Origin of the sequence: Peribacillus sp. NPDC006672 (genome assembly GCF_050274955.1) — a bacterium.
In the GTDB taxonomy this organism is placed as follows: Bacteria; Bacillota; Bacilli; order Bacillales; family DSM-1321; genus Peribacillus.
This window is the reverse complement of sequence record NZ_JBNNOR010000008.1, coordinates 216,989-234,690: the sequence shown is the minus strand read 5'-3', so window position 1 is coordinate 234,690 and position 17,702 is coordinate 216,989. Positions and strand designations below refer to the sequence as shown.

The 17,702-nt window shown below is 38.6% G+C and carries 16 protein-coding genes and 3 pseudogenes; 7 read left to right on the top strand and 12 right to left on the bottom strand.

Annotated elements, in window-relative coordinates:
* Positions 1-322: 322 nt before the first annotated feature.
* The 3 genes and pseudogenes from ACQKKK_RS15335 to ACQKKK_RS15325 form a co-directional block, all read left to right on the top strand.
* Positions 323-781, top strand: a pseudogene (locus ACQKKK_RS15335) (IS5/IS1182 family transposase); the annotation flags it as partial.
* Between the two features lie 952 nt (positions 782-1,733).
* A complete protein-coding gene (locus ACQKKK_RS15330; protein WP_427617015.1) occupies positions 1,734-2,171 on the top strand; it encodes a DUF1641 domain-containing protein in 438 nt (145 codons plus the stop codon).
* 39 nt (positions 2,172-2,210) lie between these two features.
* Positions 2,211-3,392: an NAD(P)/FAD-dependent oxidoreductase gene (locus tag ACQKKK_RS15325; protein ID WP_427617013.1), complete on the top strand. Its 1,182-nt coding sequence runs from the start codon at positions 2,211-2,213 to the stop codon at positions 3,390-3,392.
* An 88-nt stretch (positions 3,393-3,480) separates the two neighbouring features.
* Here ACQKKK_RS15325 and chbG read toward each other — a convergent pair whose 3' ends face one another.
* From chbG to ACQKKK_RS15300, 5 genes are read right to left on the bottom strand one after another with little or no spacing between them, the layout of a single operon-like run.
* Entirely contained in the window at positions 3,481-4,212 is a 732-nt protein-coding gene (gene chbG, locus ACQKKK_RS15320; protein ID WP_427617011.1) for a chitin disaccharide deacetylase, read from the bottom strand.
* Positions 4,209-5,552 (bottom strand): 6-phospho-beta-glucosidase, encoded by a 1,344-nt coding sequence (locus ACQKKK_RS15315; protein ID WP_427617009.1) that lies wholly within the window; start codon positions 5,550-5,552, stop codon positions 4,209-4,211. The genes chbG and ACQKKK_RS15315 overlap by 4 nt, the downstream gene beginning before the upstream one ends.
* Positions 5,549-5,896, bottom strand: a complete 348-nt coding sequence (locus ACQKKK_RS15310; protein WP_427617007.1) for a PTS lactose/cellobiose transporter subunit IIA — start codon at positions 5,894-5,896, stop codon at positions 5,549-5,551. Before ACQKKK_RS15310 ends, ACQKKK_RS15315 begins: the two co-directional genes overlap by 4 nt.
* A gap of 16 nt (positions 5,897-5,912) precedes the next feature.
* A complete protein-coding gene (locus ACQKKK_RS15305) occupies positions 5,913-7,262 on the bottom strand; it encodes a PTS sugar transporter subunit IIC (RefSeq protein WP_427617006.1) in 1,350 nt (449 codons plus the stop codon).
* A gap of 4 nt (positions 7,263-7,266) precedes the next feature.
* Complete coding sequence (locus tag ACQKKK_RS15300; protein WP_427617004.1) at positions 7,267-7,575, bottom strand: PTS sugar transporter subunit IIB; 309 nt, start codon at positions 7,573-7,575, stop codon at positions 7,267-7,269.
* A 289-nt stretch (positions 7,576-7,864) separates the two neighbouring features.
* Between ACQKKK_RS15300 and ACQKKK_RS15295 the strand changes: the two genes are divergently transcribed.
* Positions 7,865-8,581 (top strand): GntR family transcriptional regulator, encoded by a 717-nt coding sequence (locus ACQKKK_RS15295; protein WP_427617068.1) that lies wholly within the window; start codon positions 7,865-7,867, stop codon positions 8,579-8,581.
* Between the two features lie 361 nt (positions 8,582-8,942).
* Complete coding sequence (gene asnB / locus ACQKKK_RS15290) at positions 8,943-10,832, top strand: asparagine synthase (glutamine-hydrolyzing) (protein ID WP_427617002.1); 1,890 nt, start codon at positions 8,943-8,945, stop codon at positions 10,830-10,832.
* Between the two features lie 69 nt (positions 10,833-10,901).
* On the opposite strand, the gene ACQKKK_RS15285 is transcribed toward asnB, so the two are convergent.
* The 5 genes and pseudogenes from ACQKKK_RS15285 to ACQKKK_RS15265 form a co-directional block, all read right to left on the bottom strand.
* Complete coding sequence (locus tag ACQKKK_RS15285; protein ID WP_427617001.1) at positions 10,902-11,510, bottom strand: methyltransferase; 609 nt, start codon at positions 11,508-11,510, stop codon at positions 10,902-10,904.
* A gap of 127 nt (positions 11,511-11,637) precedes the next feature.
* Positions 11,638-12,083 (bottom strand): annotated as a pseudogene (locus ACQKKK_RS15280) (SDR family NAD(P)-dependent oxidoreductase).
* A gap of 102 nt (positions 12,084-12,185) precedes the next feature.
* Entirely contained in the window at positions 12,186-12,323 is a 138-nt protein-coding gene (locus ACQKKK_RS15275) for a hypothetical protein (RefSeq protein WP_427616999.1), read from the bottom strand.
* Between the two features lie 259 nt (positions 12,324-12,582).
* On the bottom strand, positions 12,583-12,948 hold the full coding sequence (locus ACQKKK_RS15270) for a PqqD family protein (RefSeq protein WP_427616997.1): 366 nt from the start codon (positions 12,946-12,948) through the stop codon (positions 12,583-12,585).
* On the bottom strand, positions 12,938-14,830 hold the full coding sequence (locus ACQKKK_RS15265) for an OPT family oligopeptide transporter (protein ID WP_427616995.1): 1,893 nt from the start codon (positions 14,828-14,830) through the stop codon (positions 12,938-12,940). The genes ACQKKK_RS15270 and ACQKKK_RS15265 overlap by 11 nt, the downstream gene beginning before the upstream one ends.
* Positions 14,831-15,183: 353 nt before the next feature.
* Here ACQKKK_RS15265 and ACQKKK_RS15260 point away from each other — a divergent pair.
* Positions 15,184-15,696, top strand: a pseudogene (locus ACQKKK_RS15260) (cupin domain-containing protein); the annotation flags it as partial.
* A 142-nt stretch (positions 15,697-15,838) separates the two neighbouring features.
* On the opposite strand, the gene ACQKKK_RS15255 reads toward ACQKKK_RS15260, so the two are convergent.
* Together ACQKKK_RS15255 and ACQKKK_RS15250 are read right to left on the bottom strand one after the other, a co-directional pair.
* Entirely contained in the window at positions 15,839-16,108 is a 270-nt protein-coding gene (locus tag ACQKKK_RS15255; protein ID WP_427616993.1) for an IS3 family transposase, read from the bottom strand.
* Between the two features lie 313 nt (positions 16,109-16,421).
* Positions 16,422-16,613, bottom strand: coding sequence for a hypothetical protein (locus ACQKKK_RS15250; protein WP_427616992.1), 192 nt, complete (start codon positions 16,611-16,613; stop codon positions 16,422-16,424).
* Between the two features lie 314 nt (positions 16,614-16,927).
* Here ACQKKK_RS15250 and ACQKKK_RS15245 point away from each other — a divergent pair, with 314 nt between their 5' ends.
* Entirely contained in the window at positions 16,928-17,173 is a 246-nt protein-coding gene (locus ACQKKK_RS15245) for a hypothetical protein (RefSeq protein ID WP_427616990.1), read from the top strand.
* The last annotated feature ends 529 nt before the right edge of the window (positions 17,174-17,702 follow it).

Sequence of the window (17,702 nt, the reverse complement as noted above, 5' to 3'; positions counted from 1 at the left end):
TAGCTTTTTAAAAAAAGTGATTTCCCCTTTACTAAAAATTCGTAAAAAAGGCAAAATGGTGATTTGAAAGCTTATGTCCCAAAAGGGAAAACTAGAAGGGGCTTGTATATAAATACAAATGATGGTTTGAGTTTAAGATATCAAAATTGATGGGTTATTTAAGACTTTGGGTAAAAGGAATATAAAATAATCAATTAAGGATTGGTGTAGACTGTAGACAAACTCTGAATTGCCCCGTAAATGTTAGACACCAAAATAACGTTTACGGGGTGTTTTTTTAGGGGTCCTACCATGGTATGACCTCTTTTATGGCTCTTACAATTTGAACGTTGATTTCCATGATAAAGTGCCTCATTTTTCAACGTTTGGGAAAAATTATGAGCACCGTATTAAAGATACAGACTTATTTGAACAGATTTTCTTTCGCATCTTAATGACTGCTGCTGATAGAAAGTTAATAAGTGCAGAACACGTATTTGTTGATTCTACACATGTAAAAGCCAGTGCGAATAAGCAGAAATTTGAAAAGAAAATCGTTCGCAAGGAAACACGTACGTATCAAGGACGACTTCAAGAAGAAATAAATCAAGACCGTGAAAAGCATAATAAAAAACCTTTTCCACCGGATAAACTTAATAAGGAAGAAACCAAGGAAATTAAACAAAGTACAACTGACCGTAAGAGTGGCTACTATGTCAAAGATGAACGAACAAAACAGTTTGCCTATTCATTTCATGCGGCTGCCGACCACAATGTAAAATCCTTAATATTGAGCAAAATTCAAAGGGAATTTCAAAAAGGGTTTCGGAATGTTTTAATTCCAAACTCCTTTTGTCTACAAACTGAATCAATTAAGGATAGATGTTTTAATATTCTAGATTGAAATAAAAACAAATTGCAATGTATAAGCATGGTGGCATGATATCGAGACTAAACGAAAGCTATCTCCAAATACCTGTTCTGCAAAATATTTATTTCCATGCTGGCGATACGGGGATACACAATCTTGAATACAATAAAAAAGGCACCCAACCATCATCTTCGAGGTTGTGCGCCTTTTTTTATTAATGGATTAATTCTACATCTCATACAATTTTATAGTCATCATAAGTAATTAATAATCTGCTCATAGAAACTGTCTCAGCACGAAGCTTATTCTTATCACGACAATAGGCTATTATGGAGCTGTTGGGAAGTTTAGCAGTACAATTCCATTTACTATATTTCTCACTATACCTGGAAGATATTTCAATATTCTCTCCGCGGATCTTTAACATCCTGCGTTCTACCAAGGGCATCATCTCCAATTCCGATAATATTATTTACCCTAAATCAGATAAAATATTCTTGGATACCATACAAGCATTGCATATTCAAAGATTATGGACATTATAACAAAACAAACATACATGTAAAATTATAGATGTCTATATAGATTCATGTCATTAATTGATTGGACAATCTAAGTTCAAGCCACCCCCTACCATAGTAAATGACAAGGTCATTTCTAATAAACTTCTTTATTTAAGGTATTATACCCACAATAACCTTGATATTTTTTTAGAATATTAAGATAAAATAAAAAATCCACCTACTAACTCTTAATTATAACGATAAAATTATATTTCTATCACAAAAAATTTATTTGAAATTAAGAGATTAGAGTCGTATGATTAGTAGTATTGGCGGAAAACACATAAAACAAAATAATTAAGTTTAAAGGGGAATTAGATATGGTAGATGTAGCCTCAAAACCTGAACATGAAACACTTAATATTTCTGCAAACCAAGAACAATTGGATATCCTAGATCAGCTTTTAAAGCCTGAGGTTCAGGAATCCTTGAACACTTTAGTTGAGCAGTTACCAAAACTGACTGAGTTAGTGAATATTTTAACAAAGTCTTATGATTTTGCTCAATCAGTTGCGACTGATGATGTTTTGAAAAATGATACGGTCAGCGCCATTTCGGAGATCGCGACACCTGTAGTCGATTCAGTGAAAGGGCTTGCGGCTAATGCCATCGAAGCTAAGGATCGTGCGGAAGTGAATAATGATGTGATCGGTCTTTTTGGTCTGTTAAGGATGATGAAAGATCCACAAGCACAAAAACTTTTCCGTTTTGCCCAAGCTTTTCTTGAAGTCTCTTCAGAACGTAAAAACCAAAAATAATTTCATAAACTTTCAATCAGTAAGGACGGGGGATTAACTATGTCAAAACAAATCGTCATCTTAGGCGCGGGTTACGCAGGATTACTATCTGCTTTATCCGTACGTGAATATTACAATAAGGATGAAGTGCAGGTTACAGTGGTGAATCAATTTCCAACGCACCAAATCATCACCGAATTGCACCGTCTTGCAGGCGGATCTATTTCTGAACAAGCCGTTTCGATTCCTTTGGAAAAACTTTTCAAAGGAAAAGATATCGACCTTACCATTTCAAAAGTGGAGTCTTTCTCAGTCGATAAAAAAGAAGTGAAACTTTCGAATGGTTCCACTTTATCTTATGATGCCCTAGTTGTTGCTTTGGGAAGCCAAACAGGATTCTTCGGCATTCCGGGACTTGAGGAAAACAGCATGGTCTTGAAATCCGTTAATGATGCAAACAAAATTTACAAACATATCGAAGATCGCATCCGTGAATATGCACAAACGAATAACGAAGCGGACGCTACAATCGTAATCGGCGGCGGCGGATTGACTGGCGTCGAGTTAATTGGTGAAATCGTGGATCATTTCCCTAAAATCGCCAAAAAATTCGGAGTGGACTTCAAGGACTTAAAAATCAAGCTTGTGGAAGCTGGTCCAAAAATCCTTCCGGTCCTGCCTGATCACTTAATTGAACGTGCCATGTCCAGCTTGGAAGCACGCGGCGTTGAATTCTTGACAGGTCTGCCTGTAACGGGTGTTAAAGGAAATCAAATCGAATTGAAAGATGGACAAACGATCGAAGCCAATACGCTTGTTTGGACAGGCGGAGTCGCAGCACTCCCTATCGTAGGCGAATCAGGCCTTGAAGTGGATCGCGGCAAAGCAACCGTTAATGAGTATTTGCAATCCAAATCCCATAATGACGTATTCGTTGTCGGAGACAGTGCCGTTGCTTTCCCTCCAGAAGGCGGCCGTCCATACGCTCCTACTGCACAAAATGCTTGGCAAATGGGTGAGCTTGTTGGCTACAACCTATATGCAGCCTTTGAAGGCAAGAAACTTGAAGAATTTTCACCTGTCAACTCAGGTACACTTGCGAGCCTTGGCCGTAAGGATGCAGTGGCAACCGTTGGGGCCAATAACACTTCCCTTAAAGGTCTGCCGGCTACATTGATGAAAGAAGCAAGTAATGTTCGCTATCTATCACACATCAAAGCCCTATTCAGCCTGGCTTATTAATTTTAAGATAAAGCTATCTTGAATTCGAAAGGACCATTCATCATTTTGATGAATGGTCCTTTTTGTAATAAGGGCTGCATTTATAAAATCAATTCTTAACCTGGCTGATGCTGAATCTAAGGGAAAATCCCTCAGGTAATTTTGCATTTGTCAAAATCCGGGTTTCTCGTAAGCGCCTATCATTATATGATGAGACTTCCATCAATTCTTCATCCATATAAGCAGGATGAGTCATTATCTCAACGCTTGCCCCATCAATTACCCTCCCCTTCAAGTTTTGAAAGTAATCTTCAACCACCATTTCTCCATAAAAGTCATCCAGGAAAACATCTGTAACGGTTTGAATCCCAGCCAGGTGCATTCCGGCATTACGCACTGGCAATCCGTATTTATCAGACAGCTTTTGAATAACCGGTAGAAACGCTGTTATCCCGTGTACATGATGATGGCTATCGAAATGAGTTGGAATCAGACCAAATTCCAAGAATCTTTCGATTTGTGCTGACCACTCCCTCTCCAATTCGCCCAAGGAAATAAGAGTAGGGTTCTCATACACCACACCTTGCTTCTTAAAGAAACCAGATTCGTCAACTAAACTCGGCACGTCGCTCAACAAAGGTTTTCCCCATGTGAGCACTAAATGTATACCTACTTTCAACGACGGTGTCTTCTTTGCTAAATCAATCGCATGTTCCGTTGCTTTCGCATTCATCATGATGGTTGTTGAATTGACAATTCCATATTTGTGGCTATCCAAAATCCCATAATTCACCGCTTTAGTTAACCCGAAATCATCTGCATTTACAAGGACTTCAATCATGATAAATTATCCTGCAACTCCTTTTTTCCAAAAAACTGCGGCAGATAATCTTTATGTGCCTCAAGCATTTCGTCTAAGATAAGTTTCGCAACCCGATCACTTGGAACGAGTGGATTAATTGTCATGGCAAGCAACGCAGTATCATAGTCACCTGAGACTGCAGCTTCGATGGCAACCCTTTCAAAGGATTTGATTTGCTGAATTAAACCGCGAACAGCGACTGGAAGCTCTCCTACATTGATTGGCTTAGGACCATCCTTGGTTATCACGCAACTGGTTTCAATCGCAGATCCATAAGGAATGCCTTCAATCGCACCATGATTGACGGTATTTACCGCTTGTATATCACGTTTATCCGTATGCATCGAGCAAATCAACCTTACTGCCGCATCACTGTAGTACGCTCCTCCGCGCTCTTCAAGCTGCGGCGGCTTGATGGCCAAATCCTTGTCTTTATAAAGCTCGAATAATCCTGCTTCAAGTCTTTGAACGACCTCAGCACGTGTTTCCCCTTTTTCAGCATCCTTCAATTCCTGGGCCAGAACATCACCCGTTTTATAATAGTAGTTGTGGTATGGACACGGAAACAGGTTCAACGCTCTAAGGAATTCCGGCTCCCAGCCCATTGCATGGATATTCTTCATCGTGACGGCTTTAGCTGGATCTGTAATCAGTTTGATGATTTGATCTTTAACACTCTCCCCATCAACAAATACATCCAAACCGTAAACCATATGATTCAACCCAGCAAAGTCAATCCGGACTCTTGATGGCTCGACATCCATCAAATCAGCAACACCTCGTTCCATACCAATCGGCACATTGCAAAGGCCGATGATTTTGGAAATATTACTGTGACGCAGAACTGCTTCCGTTACCATACCAGCAGGATTCGTGAAGTTAATCAACCATGCATCCGGACATAATTCCTCCATTTCACGAGCAATATCCAGAATGACGGGAATCGTTCTAAAAGCCTTGAAAAGCCCGCCTGGTCCATTCGTCTCCTGTCCAATCACTCCGTGTTTCAACGGAATCTTTTCATCAAGAGCCCTTGCTGCAAGCTGGCCAACTCGCAGCTGGGTTGTTACATAATCCGCCCCTTTAAGCGCTTTCTTTCTGTCTAGCGTAAGATGGACATCAATATTCACACCAGCCTTATCAATCATTCTTCTTGCTAAATCCCCGACAATTTCAAGCTTTTCCTTTCCCGTTTCGATATCCACGAGCCAAATCTCACTCACGGGAAGTTCCTCATGATATTTAATGAAACCTTCGATCAGCTCTGGCGTATAGCTCGATCCTCCGCCAATCGTGACAATCTTCAGACCCTTGCTCATTCAGCAGTCCTCTCTTTCACTACATTTACATGTAAGAATTCTTCGCGCAAATCGATCATTTCTATTGCCAGATCCTTTACAGTCATCGCCGTCATTAAATGGTCTTGAGCATGGACCAGGAGAATGGGAAGATCAAATTGGTCCCCGCCCGCCTCTGCATGGATTAATTGAGTTTGGTATTTATGGGCTTGCAGTAATTCCGTTTCCGCCTCGGCGATTTTCAAACGAGCAGAATCAAAATTCTTTTTCTTAGCTTCCTGCATCGCTTCCATTGCAAAGCTTCTAGCATTTCCACTATATAAAATCAATTGAAAGGATAGCTGGTATAATTCTTCTTTTTCCATTTTCATCACTACTTTCTTAAACGCTTAGCGTTTCTGAATCTTTTGTAAGCTCTGTTTTATTTTTGGTATCTATCTTCACTTGAGCATAAACGAATGGTAAATAAATCACTGTGGAAATGACTAAGTTAACCGCAGCCAAGACCGCTCCGGATACATGTCCGCCTGTGGCTAGGAACCCGCCCACAATCGGTGGGGTAACCCATGGAATCTTAGCAACGATCGGGAAAACCATTCCGCTGCTTACAGCTATATACGAGATCACCGTTGTAATTACCGGACCGAGAACAAATGGAATGAACCACATTGGATTCAGAACGATAGGCAATCCGAATAGGATAGGTTCGTTAATCTGGAACACCCCTGGTGCCCCTCCAAGTGCAATCATCTGTTTATAACGTTTCCGACCGGCAATGATCATTGCGATGATGAGGCCCAATGTTGCCCCAGATCCTCCTAAATAAACAAATGCATCCAGGAAGGAACCTGCCAATACCCCGTATTGGTCCATGTCTTTGACGCCTTTTGCATATAAATCGATATTTTTCACTCCCGAACTTTCAAAAAGCGGTGTCGTTATCCCGCCAAGGATATTTGGTCCATGCAAACCGATCATCCATAATAAATGAACAAGAAATACTAGTAAAATAGCGAATGGCAATGAATCTACTGCACTTTGTAAGGGAGATACAATCACTTTACTCAGCCAGTCATTCAGTACCTGCCCTTCCGTAACTTTACGGAACAGCAGTCCGAATACACCAGCGGCAAAGATTGTTGCCATACCTGGCACTAACTTTGCAAATGAACGGGCTACCGCTGGAGGTACTCCATCAGGCAACTTAATGACTAAATATTTCACCCGGGAAAGTCTCACAAAGATTTCAGTGGCTATTAAAGCAACGACAATTCCTGTAAATAGGGCTGTAGCATTAAAATAGTTTACGCTTACAAAACCCCATGCCCCGCCTGTAACATCCTTATCATCGATAGTTAAAGTGACATTTCCGATTTGAGGTAATAATAAAAAGAAACAGGCTGCGGAAACCAGCATCGCTTCAAAACCATCGTCACCATATGATCTTGCTAGTTTATATGAAATGCCGAATACAGCGAAAACCGTCATAAATGCAAAGGTTCCAAACCAAATATCACCGCCAAGCGTATTCCATGCAGGACCGAAGATAGCCTCCATCATTCTTCCATAAGGCTTGATGACTTGCCCAAGATTATTGAACAGGACGGCAAATGACCCGATCATTGTAATCGCTATCATTCCAATCAATGCGTCACGAATCGCAAGCAAATGCCGGTTATTTCCTACCTTTACCGCCCCAGGCATAATATACTTATCAATAAAAGTCATCATATCCTTATTCTCCTTTTATTAAAGTAGTGGCTTGTTTTAGTACTTCTTCACCATTACATAGTCCATAGAACATTGGATTGATGGTTGCGACCGGAATTCCCTTTTCTTTTCCCGCTTCCTGTAACTTGGAAAGAAGATACCGAACTTGCGGACCTAATAAAATCACATCAGCCTTAGCCATTTCATTGTTCACTTCTGTAGAACCCACCGCCCATATATGACATTCTATCCCTTGTTTTTTAGCGCTTTCCTCCATCTTGGTAACTAATAAACTGGTAGACATCCCTGCAGAACAACATAATAAGATATTCATTGAAATTACCCCCCTTTTTAATGATTGATTATTCAGTATTTTTAAGAAAAATTAAACCATAATTTTATAATAGATGATGTTCCTTTGTTTTATCACTCCCCTTGAAAGGTATTTTTGAACTGGGTATTATTACCTCCATATATATATTGTAGTTACAAATTAAAAAAATATCAACACAATTTTTAATTTGTTATTACAAATTTTTGATTTAAAGTTGATTATTGAACTTATCCGATATAATCTATATGTATATATTGGAATGAGTATAGGGGGTATCACTGTGGAGACCATGAATAAAGAAGCGGCATTGCATTCCATCGTTAAGGAATCGATTATCGATCTCATAAAAAACGGCGAGTATCAAACAAATACAAAATTACCGACTGAAGCTGAGTTTTGTAAAATATACGGAGTAAGCAGGACAACAGTGCGCACGGCCTTACAGCAATTGACAGTCGAAGGTTACATCTACCGCATTCAAGGTAAAGGGACTTTCGTATCAGAAAATAAAGTGAAGCAATTTCTTACAAGCACGGTAGAAAAGTTCTCAGAGCAAATCACGATGCAAGGAAAAAATCCTTCTACAAAGGTCATTAGCTTAAAGGTGATTGAAGCAAATGCTAACCTTGCCAAGCTTTTCAAGCAAAATATTGGAGATCCAGTAAACAAACTGGAACGGATACGTTACGTAAACGATGTCCCCCTTCAATATGAAATTGCCTATCTCCCTTGGTATAAAACACCCGGGCTTAATATCGAAGCCTGTGAAAAATCACTCTTTACAGTACTTGAAACACAATTCAATTTAAAAGTAAAAAAAACGGTCGAACACTTGGAGTTTTCACTAGCCGACGATTCCATTTCTGACAAATTGGATGTACCCAACGGTTCACCTTGTTTTTCATTGGAAACTTACACATATGAGGTTGATGGATCGGTCATTGAATTCTCTAAAACTCTCTTTAGAGGCGATCGTGCACACTTTGTCATCGAACGGAACTATTGAATGATAATAAAAGAAAACGGATGCTTATTTCATTGAGGCAGCCCGTTTTTTGTGTGCTTCCCATTCAGCATTTCGATTTGGATTGAATCTATGTTTTTTTAAAAATATGCGTTCATTTAGAGGCAATCATTAACGATTGCCTCTTTTTATTGCGTGTTTGGATTCTTATACCATATTACTTACAAATCAATTCATTGTATGAGTAAAATTGACAAATATAGCATAATAAACTAACCTAGTAGACTAGAGATATTCTACTACTTAGATCAATATTCAACTTTATACCTATATATTTCATTGTAATCTTGATAAAAGTTACTAGGAAATCTCTTAATAATAAATAATTAGGCAGGTGGATTTTATGTGCGGTTTTGTAGGATGTATTCAAAAATATCCGAAAGCCATAAATTCAAATATGAAAGAAACGATCAAGAAGATGAACACGATCATTACCCATAGGGGTCCGGATGATGAAGGTTATTTTTTTGATGATTTTGTAAATTTTGGATTTAGGAGATTGAGCATAATCGATATAGATAACGGTAACCAACCTCTTTCATATGAAAATGAAAGATATTGGATCATTTTTAATGGCGAAATCTATAATTATATTGAACTAAGGAAAGAACTCATTGATAAAGGATATGAGTTCACGACGGATTCTGATACGGAAGTAATATTGGCTCTCTATAGTAGCCAAAAAGAGCAAACCGTCCAGAAACTGCGCGGCATGTTCGCTTTTGTCATTTGGGATAAAATCGAGCAAAAGCTATTTGGGGCAAGGGATCACTTTGGAATCAAGCCTTTTTTCTATTGTGAACAAGATAATGTCACATATTTTGCATCAGAAAAAAAGAGTATCTTGACAGCAATGAATGAAGAGTTGGACGTGAATTCATTACAGCATTTTCTCAGCTTTCAATATGTTCCCGAACCATCCACCTTATCCAATAACATTAAAAAGTTATCACCTGGGCATTATTTCACTAAAGAGCCCGGAAAGAAAATGGATATAAAAGAGTTCTGGAAACCTATTTTTCGCCCTTCCAATATAGAAGATTCAAAAGTCATAAAAGAAATACAAGAAACTTTAATTGACTCGGTGAACGTACATATGAGAAGTGATGTTCCGGTTGGATCTTTTCTATCAGGTGGGATTGATTCATCATTTATCTGCTCCATCGCAAAACAGATTAATCCTAAGATCAAAACCTTTTCTGTAGGATTCGAAAGAGATGGATACAGTGAAATAAATGTTGCACAGGAGACAGCAGCCGCTTTGAATGTAGAAAATATAAGTTATATTATAAGTCCTGAAGAATTTTTGGCAGAACTTCCAAAGATTATCTGGCATATGGATGACCCTTTAGCAGACCCCGCTGCCGTTCCGCTATATTTTGTCGCACGGGAAGCTAAAAAGCACGTTAAAGTCGCCTTGTCCGGTGAAGGTGCAGATGAATTATTCGGCGGATATAATATATACCGGGAGCCCCATTCCCTGCGTATGTTTTCCCATATACCTGCACCGTTGAACAACGTGTTGAGGACACTTTCCTCAATTTTGCCAGAAGGGGTTAAAGGAAAGAGTTTTATAGAGCGTGGAGTAACACCTTTAGAAGATCGATATATCGGAAACGCAAACATATTCGACGAGAAAGAGAAAAAACTTTTACTAGTGAATTATCTCAATGGTTTAGAAAATGAAAAAGTGACAAGTCCAATCTATTCAAGTTCTTTAGGTTATGATCCTATTACCCAAATGCAAAACATTGATATTCAAACATGGCTGAAAGGTGATATTTTATTGAAGGCAGATAAAATGTCCATGGCGAATTCTTTAGAGGTGAGAGTTCCATTTTTGGATAAATGTGTATTCAATACAGCTTCAAAACTTAGTATGGATCAAAAAGTAAGAAATGGAACGACCAAATACATGCTTCGACAAGCTGCCCGCGGGATTGTGCCAGAACATGTATGGAGCAGGAAGAAGCTAGGTTTTCCAGTCCCTATCCGCCATTGGTTAAAGGATGAATTATATGATTGGGCAGTAAGGTTAATCCAGGAGAGCCCAACTGACTATCTTTTTAACAAAACGCAAATTATGAAATTACTTGAAAACCATGTAAATAATAAAATGGACAACAGCCGGAAGCTCTGGACCATTTTGACTTTTATGATTTGGCATCAAATTTATATAGAAAAACAATATGAGCCACGGCCTCAAAAGACTTTACAATATGCTGTAAATTAAGCATCCATTGGCTCGTTTTTACTCATTTGCACCCAAGCATCAATGTAATAGGCTTGGGTGCTTTTACGTTTAAATTAACAATTGGTATATGACGAATTTCTCATAAGGATTAGATTCAGTCAAGCCTGGTAATTTCACTTCGTCCTTCAGCTCGAAGGCGGTTTGATTTTCGAGGAAAAAAATATAATCCTGTGACCCATAAAATAAAATCAGTTCGATTTGTCGCGGTTCTTTTTCAAAGGAAAGCAATATATTATTGATGATTTTCATAAAGATCTGTACTGAGAACGGATTAAAGAAATAAAACCGATTGTCTTTCGATTCAATATCATAGTCTTCCGCTAAACAACAGTGGAATTCTATATTGCCATTGTTGTTTTTCCTTTTCTTACTATAGTTATTCAGATTCCCGATCGCTTCTTTATAGAAGTTTTCATTCATCTCCACGCCAACCACAGATGATTGATATAAGTGATGGATAAAAAAATTCAATCGTCCTTTACCACATCCAAAATCCACAATGTGATCATTTCTTTTTAGTGGATATTTTTTGAATAAATGTTCTAATGCACTATATGGCGTAGGTTCGTATCGATGGTAATGCAAAGAATCATTGAAAATTTTTTGTTCACCTTCCGTCTTGATGTTTAGCATCTCATCATAACTTGTTTCTTTCATTGTTATATGCACCTGCTTCATGATTATTTCAAAAAGGGATCCCTAACTAAAAACCCCGAATAAGGTTGATCTTATCAAGGGTAAAGTTTTGTTATATGAATGTCCAGACAATTAATTGGATTTTGCTTTAGTTACAATCATTAAAATCAGATATGCTTGGGTTGGCCATATAATGACCGCCTTCCACCTGGATCGTCTGACCTGTAATGAATTTGGACCCATCAGATGCAAGGAATAGAACGGTATATCCGATATCATCCGCTTCACCATGATATGGCATTGCATTAAATGTGGCAAAAATATCGAGTACGGCCTGAGGCATATTCTTTTTCGCTGCAGGAGTTAAAATAAGGCCTGGTGCCAATCCATTACAACGAATATGATCTTTACCATACTGTGAGCGATATAACGGGTCAAATTCCCCGCTTTGGACACACCATATGCAGATCGTACGTAGTCACCTGTAAATCCAGCCATGAAGGCCGTATTGATAATCGAACCTCCTCCTGCTTTAAGCATGTGAGGAATCGCAAACCTACTCCCCAATAGAACACTTTTTAAATTCACATCCATAAGTCGGTCCCATTCTTCCAAATCTAAATTCACAACATCCAGATCTTTATGTAGGTTGTCAAACCCACATTATTAACAAGTACCGTAACCGTTCCATATTGTTCAATTGTAAAGTCGACTGCTGCCTAGATAGAAACTGCTTGTCCAGCATCCAAGATTACTCCAGCCGCTTCCCCCACCTTGTTTTTTAATGTTTTCCGCCGCTTCTTTTGCTCCTGCTTTGTTAAAATCAGCAATCACGACTTTACCTGAAGCTCCACTGTCACTAAGGCTACTTTACCTGGGTACTCTTCCCATAGTAACCCTCCTGCTCTACAAATATATCTGCCTTATTAATCATGACTAACAGTACAAGAATACAGCACATATAAAGGTATTACACTTATGGTCCATTTCTGTAAAATGTAGATTATTACAATGTCATAAACCTAATAAAAAAATTTTCACCAAATCAAAAACAAAAAAAAGCTGAAGCATCAAAAAGAGCTCCAACTTTTTTTCATTTTTCTTCTTCATCATCCCATATGATCCAATCATGGACCTCAAGGATTTCCAAAAATTTGATCAAACGCGGTAAGGCTGGTTCTGCTTCCTCACCAAAATGTTCACTCATCGCTTCAGAAATCTGTATGACATTGCTTTGGAACTCCATTTGTTTAATGGCAAATGCCCCAAACTTATCAAGCTTGATTTTACGGACTGATGGTTGTTTAAGGAAACGAATCGTAATTCGTTCCACAAAATTGGTCCGTTGAATGACTAAAAAAGTTGCTTCCAAAGATTCTTGTTCCATTGTGACGCGTTTTTCCAAAAGGGGAACCATAGTTAACAGGTTCCTCTTTTTTGATTGGCGTTTACGAAACATCTTCTTTTTTCCCTTTGCTGGATACGAACCATAGCAATCCAGCCAGAGCAAGGAATAGTAAGAATGGTATCAAATTGCTGGCTAATTTAGCCGCGGCCGGGACTTGGACACCTGCTGCAATCAAAATGGCAATAAGTACACCAATCAATGATTCACCTGCTATTAAACCAGATGCAAATAATACTCCTCTATCAACACGTGCTTTAAGCGCTTCTTTCGTTTTCGAGAAGAACTCAACGAAGAAACGAATAAATCCACCGATCATGATTGGGGTACTAGTATGAACCGGCAAGTAAATGCCGACTGCAACAACAAGTGAATTCAGACCGAAAAACTCTAATGTGATGGAAATAGCCGCACCGATAAAGATAAGGGTCCACGGTAAGTCTCCCCCAAGAACACCTTCAGCAAGTATTTTCATAAGTGCCGCTTTAGGTGCAGGTAGTTCTGCAGATCCCATCGTATAAGCGTTGTTCATTAGAACCAGGATAAAACCAATGACAGAAGCAGACGCAACGACACCGATCATCATGGCAACTTGTTGTTTCCATGGTGTTCCGCCCACAATATATCCTGTTTTTAGATCTTGAGAAACATCACCTGAAACCGCAAGAGCAGTACAAATGATCGCAGCAACGGTTAAAGCCGCTACCATTCCATTCGTACCAGTAAAACCAGTAGCTTTATAGACAATCGCTACAATCAATAGCGTGGCTATGGTCATCCCGGAAACAGGGGAAGAAGAACTTCCGACGATCCCAACAACCCTTGAAGCCACCGTCACGAATAAAAATCCAAAAAGCGCAATTGCAATCGCACCGATGATTCCTACATCTGTTATAGGTGCGAAAGCAATGATTAAAATAACGATGATCGTTCCCAACCAAACGTACTTAGCCGGGATGTCTTTTTCAGTACGGATCGAACCTGATTTAAGTTGCCCTTTATTGGCTTTTACGCCTTTAAGGGTATCAAGAACTGAACTGAAAAGTATAGGTAATGTTTTGATCAATGTGATCAATCCGCCAGTTGCAACAGCACCAGCTCCAATATAACGTATATAATTATCCCAAATTCCCCATGCATCCAATTCACCGATCGGTACATCAGAAGGGAAAATGGCTGTTCCATTGCTGCTGCCAAAGAAGCTGATTGCCGGTATGAGCACGACCCATGCTAATAACCCTCCACCTAGCATTTGTCCTGCAACACGCGGTCCAATGATATAACCTACACCCAAAAGGGAAGGAAAGGCATCAAGACCAACCACCGCATTTTTAAAATTTGTGATTCCTGTTTCAACCTCTGTTTTAAATAGCTTAAAACCATCACCAATCCCTTTAACCATACCGCCGATAACCAAGCCGGCTCCGATTAGTTTGGCACTTGTACCACCTTCTTCTCCTGACTTCAGAACCTCGGCACATGCCGTACCTTCAGGATATGGTAATGTTTCATGTTCCCTTACAATCAAAAGCTGGCGAAGGGGAACCATCATGAAGACCCCTAAAAATCCCCCAGTTAATACAACGAAAATGATGAATGCTTGACTCACGTCCATGTCCCACATGAATAATGCTGGAATGGTAAATACAGCACCGGCACCAATTGCCTCACCTGCCGTGGTCATCGTTTGCACAATATTGTTTTCTAATATTGAATCCCTGCGAAAAACCCCTCTTAAGATAGCCATTGAAATTACAGCTGCGGGTATTGAAGCAGAGACAGTTAAACCAATAAGTAGGCCTAAGTATGCATTTGCCGCACCGAATACGATTGCAAGAATGATCCCTAGAATGACTGCAGTTGCAGTTAATTCCGGTAGAGATTTTGATGCAGAGACGTACGGGACGAATTTACTTTCTTTCGAATTGTTCGACAATTTAGCCACTTCCTATGTTAAACTTTAAAATCACAGAGAACATTATATCACTGTAATTTAAAGTCATGCAATGGGAAAATTTCGTAAATTAAAAGTTTGATTATACCCAAAATTCAGATTAGTAGTTTCGGTTTTAAAGTATATAAAAATAATATTTTTCTAATTACCATCCGGTTTGATTCAATTGCTTTCCAACCAGCTATTAAATTTCCCTGTGTCCTTTAACGGATATGTAGCATTCATATACAATCATTAGGAACAATAAGCAAATTACCCACTGGGTGATTGCACATTAAAACAAAAACTAACATATCTTGGAAAAACCGAGTCTTCAGAAAAGGAATGATATATTCATGGTCTCCTATATGGACTATACTTCACCATCAACACAATACTTTTTCGATGTTAACAATAGCACCTTCGTTAAAAAAAACAATCAAAACTATATAAATGTATTAGGTATCAAACAATTGAACACACTCGAAAATGTTTCATTATTAGATATTTACCTTAGTAACGGCAATGTCATAGAACCGCATTATCACCAAAATGCTGCAGAGCTAGTGTACTGCATTTCTGGAGCTGCAACCGTTTCATTACTGAATCCATTTACAAAACAAATACAGAATTACCCTATAACACCTGGTCAAGTAGCCAACGTTCCACAAGGTTGGTGGCATTATGAAATAGCCAATACTGATAACACTCATCTGCTTGCCATTTTTAATGCACCAACACCTGAGGTGATCCTGGGTTCGGATATTTTGAAATTGACACCTTCGGATATTATGGCGCATACCTACTGCATGGATGAAAACCAATGGAAAAATGCAATTGCACCGATTCAACCATCATCATTCATCGGACACACTTGGATACAATTAATTAAAACTAGGATTTATCATACTCCGCCTAGTTTCTTCTATAATATATGAGAATCTCAAATTGATTCCTCTCTATAATTTTATCACTAGTTTTTATATACGCTTCAAACCTTCTTGAATACATTCAAAAAAATCGCATGCTCTGTATTAAAATTGATCTGACCCAATAAACGCCCATTTCGTTCATGAGGCGGTTGATGGTCTTTGGATTGTGAGAAAAACCATATTTTTTTATCTCTTTTGTAATACGACGATACCCGTAACGTCCTTTATGTTCATGATAGATAGACTGAATAGCGGCTTTTACCTTTGAATACTTATCTTCTCGATTCAAGCGTTTTTCCCAATAATAGTACGTGCTACGTGGAATACCAGCGACTGTAATTAAGGCCACAACCTCATAAATGGACGTTAGTTCATAAATTACTTGCGCAATTGTTAAGGGTGATAACTTTTATTCAATTGCTAAAAAGTATAGATACTTTAGTGCATACTATGAAACTAACGCACTCTTTAGTTGAATAAGAACAGAACATCCAGCTATTTTACTCATTTTCCAAATTATTCATCAACAAATTCAACTGTTACATATACAATCTTGGATCAGGGTTAATCCAGGCGCATTCAAACACGTAGGCCACTTTATAATTTTCGTTATCAGTATAAGTGACATAGCACATAGCACATTCCTGCTTGCTCCTCTGCACTTACAGGTTCACCACTCCCTTCAACTCAGATAAATGAATGGTTTGCAGCTGCGGAGCTAAATCATCAAAAGCGGTAATCGTTTTTCTACCTGTTGAATCGTCATAGAGGAATCGAACATTACGGCTCCAATAATTGGCTGCAACGGTACTTAGATCTTCCAGTGGCCCCCAAGATTTTTCTGCTTTTTTCAACGAATACCAACAGAAAAAGGTCCACTGTTAATGGTTTTTTTGGATTCATAGGCTAAACCCCTGATCTGTAGAATCAAGAGATCATTCCGTATTACTCTGGTACCTCATAGGGAAAAAATGTAACCGAGTTAAGTATAATCATGGAGCGGTTCCCTTGAAATAGGAATCAAATTAAAAAAAACCGACGAATACAGGTCGGCATAACAGAAGGCGCCATATCCGTAACACCGACGAATCCACTGGCATAACAAGACAAGACATATAGAAACACCACTTTATTTTTGTTCTAAAGAATATTAAATTGGGCATTACCTATGAAGTATTCCCTCAAATGGGGACTTCTGCATTCGCTTTATTCAATGGTGCGACCCAAATACCAGGTTCTAATTGGATCAGGCTCTGGTAACGAAACTTATGGTGGCCAAATTATCACAATATTAGCCGCAGGGGATATTATTACCTTACGCAACATTGATGGTGGGACTGTTTTGAAAAATATGGTTTCCGGTTCGGGTCCTTTGGTTGTAAGTGCATCTATTGTGATTGAAAAGCTAGCATAAAACAAAATGTAAGATATCGCTGAAAAGAATCACCTCCATTCCATCTAATTAAATGGTGATGGTTCTTTTTTTAGATAAAATATCCATTTAAAGGAAACGAATCATGCGGATGCAGAACTTGCCGCTATTGCCCGTTTCGTCACAGTAACAAATCCTTTATGTTCTTTAAGAGTATTACAAATATCAATTCCTAAAAAACATCACCACCATAAAAATTAACGGTAGTTATAAAGATAAATATAAAGATACAGATTCCTCAAGCAATTCTAAAAATGAACCTTTAAAGGAAGAAGTGTATCCATCATCGGGATACCAGGAATTCATTAATCGTGCCTTCCGTATTCCCATATTTTTAAGCACAACAAATACGTTAAATCCAAAACATAACAGTTTCCAAAACCGTCTTTTGAGAACGCATTGCTTTTTCCACGTACATTGCCTGTAATTGAACAAAATCCAGAACTATTTTAACAAGTATTCGTCGGTTGGTTTCATCAAGCTATGGAATGTTGGCAATCAACTTTCGTCG

Excerpts from the sequence above, each read along its gene's own strand:
- ACQKKK_RS15330 (WP_427617015.1), top strand. The coding sequence starts at position 1,734 with ATGGTAGATGTAGCCTCAAAACCTGAACATGAAACACTTAATATTTCT.
- ACQKKK_RS15325 (WP_427617013.1), top strand. The coding sequence starts at position 2,211 with ATGTCAAAACAAATCGTCATCTTAGGCGCGGGTTACGCAGGATTACTA.
- chbG (WP_427617011.1), bottom strand. The coding sequence starts at position 4,212 with ATGATTGAAGTCCTTGTAAATGCAGATGATTTCGGGTTAACTAAAGCG.
- ACQKKK_RS15315 (WP_427617009.1), bottom strand. The coding sequence starts at position 5,552 with ATGAGCAAGGGTCTGAAGATTGTCACGATTGGCGGAGGATCGAGCTAT.
- ACQKKK_RS15310 (WP_427617007.1), bottom strand. The coding sequence starts at position 5,896 with ATGGAAAAAGAAGAATTATACCAGCTATCCTTTCAATTGATTTTATAT.
- ACQKKK_RS15305 (WP_427617006.1), bottom strand. The coding sequence starts at position 7,262 with ATGATGACTTTTATTGATAAGTATATTATGCCTGGGGCGGTAAAGGTA.
- ACQKKK_RS15300 (WP_427617004.1), bottom strand. The coding sequence starts at position 7,575 with ATGAATATCTTATTATGTTGTTCTGCAGGGATGTCTACCAGTTTATTA.
- ACQKKK_RS15295 (WP_427617068.1), top strand. The coding sequence starts at position 7,865 with ATGAATAAAGAAGCGGCATTGCATTCCATCGTTAAGGAATCGATTATC.
- asnB (WP_427617002.1), top strand. The coding sequence starts at position 8,943 with ATGTGCGGTTTTGTAGGATGTATTCAAAAATATCCGAAAGCCATAAAT.
- ACQKKK_RS15285 (WP_427617001.1), bottom strand. The coding sequence starts at position 11,510 with ATGAAAGAAACAAGTTATGATGAGATGCTAAACATCAAGACGGAAGGT.
- ACQKKK_RS15270 (WP_427616997.1), bottom strand. The coding sequence starts at position 12,948 with ATGTTTCGTAAACGCCAATCAAAAAAGAGGAACCTGTTAACTATGGTT.
- ACQKKK_RS15245 (WP_427616990.1), top strand. The coding sequence starts at position 16,928 with ATGAAGTATTCCCTCAAATGGGGACTTCTGCATTCGCTTTATTCAATG.